This window comes from Hydrocoleum sp. CS-953, from assembly GCF_002260545.1.
Classification (GTDB): Bacteria; Cyanobacteriota; Cyanobacteriia; order Cyanobacteriales; family Microcoleaceae; genus Trichodesmium.
Genome location: NZ_LGSU01000889.1, coordinates 1 through 5,260 on the forward strand (window position 1 = coordinate 1; position 5,260 = coordinate 5,260).

The window sequence follows — 5,260 nt, forward strand, 5'->3', positions numbered from 1 at the left end:
ACTTTGTTGTGATATGTTTTGAGTAGATACTTGAAGTGTATTTACTAGGGATAAATTATCTCTATTTTGACTAATAGCAAAACTAGCTCTCGATTGAACTAATGTACCAATGGTGTATGTTGTCGCAATTAGAGGAACTGCTCCTAGTAAAACCTTAAATCTGGCAAGGACTGATTTTAATAAAATTCTCATACTACCTATAAACCTTATACTACTGAGTAAAGGTGACTACACTTAAAACTATTGGTATTTAGTATAACATCTTATTTATAGCAGTAACTTAATGTTAAAATTAATTTTTGTAATTCTGTAGCTGAATCATGCCTATCAGCATTATCAATTATAAGTTAGTTAATTAGTTAAAATTTACTCACTTATAATTGAAGCAAAAATCATACTCATATAGATTCTATGTTTGCTTTAATGAATACTTGTATCTGGGTGTTGGATCAAACAGGATGCTTTCTAGAAAGTATTCCAGTAGATAGGGAAGCATCCTTTTCAGAGGATAACCCCCTGAAATTTAAGATCCGTGACATTCTTGAAGATACTCAGAAAAATATTTTGAGTAATCATATTAAAACTTGTTTAAAAACAAATCGTCAAGTAGAAATTGAACACAAATGTCAAATAGGAGAAGAACAGGTTAAATTTAACACCAGTATCTATCCAATTAATCAAGAAAAAGTTATATTAATTCCCCATGATATTCAAGTTATTAATTCCAATCATAAATTACAAGAATCCCAATCATTAGAAATTTCCGAAGCAGACGAGCGATTACAAACACTTTTAGAAGCAATACCAGGGTTAGTTTCTTGGATTAGTTCAGATTTACATTATTTAGGAGTTAATAGACATTTAGCTAAAATATTCAACATGGCTCCTGAAGAGTTTATTGGTAAACATATCGGCTTTTTGAATGGAGATGATGCAGACTTTACTAAATTTGTTCGCAATTTTTTTGCCAGTAATATCACAGTTACTGTGTATGAAATGAGTTTACCTGTAGGTCAATATCTCATAGTTGCTCAAAAATATAACCAGGGTCAAGCAGCGTGTAATGTCGGAATTGATATTACTGAACTTAGGGAAACAGAAACAGCTCTAGCACTGACAGGTAAAGCCATAGAAAGTAGCAGTGAAGCAATTAGTATGACTGATGCTGATGGCAATCATATTTTTCAAAATCGAGCATTTACTCAACTTTTTGACTATCAAAATGTAGCACAAGTAAATGCTCTTGGTGGGTTACGAAGTTTGATAGTAGATAACAGAGTAGCTAAAAAAATATTTGACAGGATGATGAGTGGAAGTGCATGGAATGGTGAAATTACTTGTCGAAGTCGTAGAGGTCAAATCATCCAGATTTTGATGCGGATAGATGTCATCAGAGATGCCACAGATAAAATTACTGGGTTTGTTGCTGTCAGCACAGATATTACTGAACGTAAGCAAGCAGAGAAACAAATGCAGGAAAATGAACGAAGATTCCGATCGCTAATCGAAAATAGCACAGATATTATCCAGATTTTAGACAGTAATGGCATTTATCAATATGTTAGTCCCTCCCAAGAACGAATTTTAGGTTACACTTCAGAAGAATTAATTGGCAAATCTGTATTAGAGTTGATTCACCCCAACGATAGCTGGTGGATGGAACAGGTACTAGAGGCAGTGAAAGAAGATCCGAAAACACGCCGGGGGTTAGATGAATATAAAATCTGCCATAAAAACGGTACTTGGTGTGTATTTGAAGCTGTGGTAATGAATTTACTTGATGATGAATCAGTTCAGGGAATTGTAATTAACTGTCATGATATAACAGAAAAAAAATCTGTAGAGGAGAAACTACTACGTCAATCTTTGTATGATAGCTTGACAGACTTGCCAAATAGAGCGTTATTAATGGATAGACTACAGCAAGCATTGGCACACACATACAGAAATCATTTTGATTTGTTTGCTGTACTTACGATTAATTTAGATCGATTTAAGATCATTAATGAAAGTCACGGTCACTCTATGGGAGACAAACTCCTAATTGAAATTGCTCAACGAATCAAAATTTGTTTACGAGCGGCAGATACGGTAGCACGAATAGGTAGTGATGAGTTTGTTATTCTCTTAGAAAGAATTCACGATCAAGAAGATGCCATTGGTTTAGCAAAGTTGATACAAACAGCGATCGCTCAACCTCTAGAATTAGAGGGTCATAAACTCTTTATTACTGCTAGTATAGGTATTGCCATAGGTTCTCATCATTATAAATGGGCAGGGGATCTACTGCGAGATGCTAATATTGCGATGGATCAAGCCAAAGCGCAAAACCAAGGAAGTTATCTGGTATTCACCAGTGCCATGCACAGCTACGTTACAGAAATGATGCAGTTAGAGCGTGACTTACGCCAAACTGTGGAGATGCTAGAAGAATTTGTTTGCCCCACTGCCAACACTTTTTTACTCAACTATCAACCAATTATCTCTCTATCTACAGGCAACTTAGTAGGGTTTGAAGCTTTAGTGCGGTGGCGACATTCTGAACGCGGTATGGTTCCTCCGGTCAAGTTTATTCCTATTGCAGAAGAAACAGGTTTGATTATTCCTCTTGGTCAGTGGATATTTTGGGAAGCTTGTCGTCAACTACAAGAATGGCAGCAAATTTATTCTCAAACTAACCTGACTATAGCTGTTAATATTTCTGGGAAACAGTTTTCCCAATCTAACTTGATTGTTCAAATTCAACGTATTTTGCAAAAGACAGGTATCAATCCTCAAGGATTAAAAATAGAAATCACAGAAAGTGTGGTTATGGATAATGCTGAGTCTGCTACTAAAGTTTTATCTCATCTACGGGATTTAGGAATGCAGTTAAGTGTTGATGATTTTGGTACAGGATATTCATCTCTAAGTTATTTGCATCGTTTCCCTATTAATACTCTGAAAATTGATAAATCTTTTGTGACAAATATGGGAGTTAATGGGGAAAATTATGAGATTGTGCGAGCTATTATTACATTAGCTCATAGTTTAGGATTGGATGTGGTAGCAGAGGGAATAGAAACTGAGGCACAGTTGGCTCAACTGAAAGATTTAGGATGTGAATATGGTCAAGGATATTTGTTTTCTAGACCTGTAGATGTGACAGCAGCAACAGCATTATTGGGTCATAATTTTTATTCTTAATTGAAAAAGAGCTTGATTCCAGTTATCAGTTATAAGTTAACAGTTATCAGTACCTATGGCTTTAGCTGGAGGCTTGAGACCTTATTTCTTAGTCAAACCATAAACCGGTTTTTTTGGAGTTTGACAAGATAACTATTGTAATAAGCGATCGCCAGACTCTACATCAAACCAATGAATCTGTTTAGTAGGTAATTCTAAAGTTACTAACTCACCCCAAGTTAGGTCATAAGGAACTATAACTTTGATATTTTCTGCTGAATTTTCTACCTGTAAAATTAATAATTTTTCCTTACCTAAATCTTCTACTAAAACTACCTTTCCTTTAATAGTAATTCCCAAATTTTCAGCACGAGAAAAACGCACATCTTCCGGTCTAATACCCATAATTATTTGTTTTTTTCGAGTCGAAAAATCTGGCAAATAAATTTTACAATCTCCCAAAATTGCATAATTTTCTTCACATTTAAGAGTCAATAAATTCATTTGCGGACTACCCACAAAACCAGCAACAAATTTATTTGCTGGAGAACTATAAATTTGATGGGGAGCATCAAGTTGTTGTAAATAACCATCAGATAAAATTGCTACTTTACTTGATAAAGTCATTGCTTCTGTTTGGTCGTGAGTAACATAAACTACGGGTTTTTGTTGAGCATTAAATAACTGTTTTAATTCTGCTCGTACCTGTTCCCGCAATAAGGCATCTAAATTACTTAGAGGTTCATCTAACAAAAATACCTCCGGGTTTCGTACTAATGAACGAGCTAATGCTACCCGTTGTCTTTGTCCTCCAGACATTTCTTTGGGTTTGCGAGCTAGTAAGTTGACTAAATCTAATTTTTGGGCGACATCATTGACTCGTTGTTGAATTTCATCTGGGGGTATTTTGCGGAGTTTCAGGGAAGCAGAAATATTTTCAAAGACTGTCATGTGGGGATAGAGAGCATAACTTTGAAATACCATGGCAATGTTTCGATCGCCCGGTGGTATATTTGTGACATCGCGATCGCCAATTATTACTCTACCCTGAGTGGGTGTTTCTAAACCTGCAATGAGTCGTAGTAAGGTTGATTTTCCGCATCCAGAAGGTCCTAATAAGGTTAAAAATTCTCCTTCTTCAACTTCAATATTTATGTCTTTAACGGGAATAACATTAGGAGTAAATTGTTTTCTGAGATTTTTTAATTGCAGTTTTGCCATAATTTTCAATTGTTTCTTTATTGTTTAGAACTTACACAGATAATTTAATGCTTGATATTGCAAATTTTAGTTCATAAATCATAAGGTATTCAACCAGACATAGTATAATACCATTTCTCAAAAACTTTTCTACATTTGATTGAGTAGGGGAGTAGGGGAGTGTAGGGACGTTTTGCTGACGCAAAGCTCCGCTAACGCTACGCGACATGTTTGCGGAGCATTCCGGAACGGAAAACGCATTTTTGTTATGCAACGTCCGTACGGGAGAAGTAAAAATAGAGATAATCAAAGATTAAATTGTCTCAAATCAGCAAAAAGGTAATTATTCAAAGGTAATTACTTAATGACTGAAGTATTAATCAAGTATAGCATTACTTTTGGGAATTGGTATAATACAAAATTTGCTTACTTTGGAGAATAAGACTTGACCATCAGTATTGTTCATTAATTGATAATTGATAATTGATAATTACCTCTGGTTAAAACCATCAGATTGAAGATAAGGAAATATCCTAGCACTTTTTTTCCCTATCCAAGGGCAGGCTTTAAGGCGCGAATTATTTAATTATTAATAATTAATAATTCGGTAAAAACTCCAAGTAGGTTTTGGCTTTGGTGACCAAACCCCTACGAGGCATGAATTTTACCAATACTACCAGATTTGATATATTACTTCTATTTTTTGTATCTTTTCAGTTATATTAGAGGTTAAATGTATCAGGAAATATAAAAAAAGAAGATAGGGAATAGGGAACAGGGAATAGGAAACAGGGAATAGGGAATAGGGAATAGGGAATAGGGAATAGGCAAAAAAACAATTATTTGTTATCAAGAAATTCACAACTAACTGATTGAGTATGAATAGTCACCTACT

General features: G+C 34.8%; 3 protein-coding genes. 1 reads left to right on the top strand and 2 read right to left on the bottom strand.

Going from position 1 to position 5,260, the window contains the following annotated elements; translation table 11 throughout:
• On the bottom strand, positions 1-192 hold a 192-nt coding region (locus tag AFK68_RS11840), incomplete at its 3' end, for a hypothetical protein (RefSeq protein WP_143437804.1).
• 219 nt (positions 193-411) lie between these two features.
• On the opposite strand from AFK68_RS11840, the gene AFK68_RS11845 reads away from it, so the two are divergent.
• Positions 412-3,186 (top strand): bifunctional diguanylate cyclase/phosphodiesterase, encoded by a 2,775-nt coding sequence (locus tag AFK68_RS11845; RefSeq protein ID WP_094672974.1) that lies wholly within the window; start codon positions 412-414, stop codon positions 3,184-3,186.
• A 132-nt stretch (positions 3,187-3,318) separates the two neighbouring features.
• On the opposite strand, the gene AFK68_RS11850 is transcribed toward AFK68_RS11845, so the two are convergent.
• The gene (locus AFK68_RS11850; RefSeq protein ID WP_094672976.1) at positions 3,319-4,386 is read right to left on the bottom strand and encodes an ABC transporter ATP-binding protein; all 1,068 of its coding nucleotides are present in this window, start codon (positions 4,384-4,386) and stop codon (positions 3,319-3,321) included.
• Between the last annotated feature and the right edge of the window lie 874 nt (positions 4,387-5,260).

Excerpts from the sequence above, each read along its gene's own strand:
- AFK68_RS11850 (WP_094672976.1), bottom strand. The coding sequence starts at position 4,386 with ATGGCAAAACTGCAATTAAAAAATCTCAGAAAACAATTTACTCCTAAT.
- AFK68_RS11845 (WP_094672974.1), top strand. The coding sequence starts at position 412 with ATGTTTGCTTTAATGAATACTTGTATCTGGGTGTTGGATCAAACAGGA.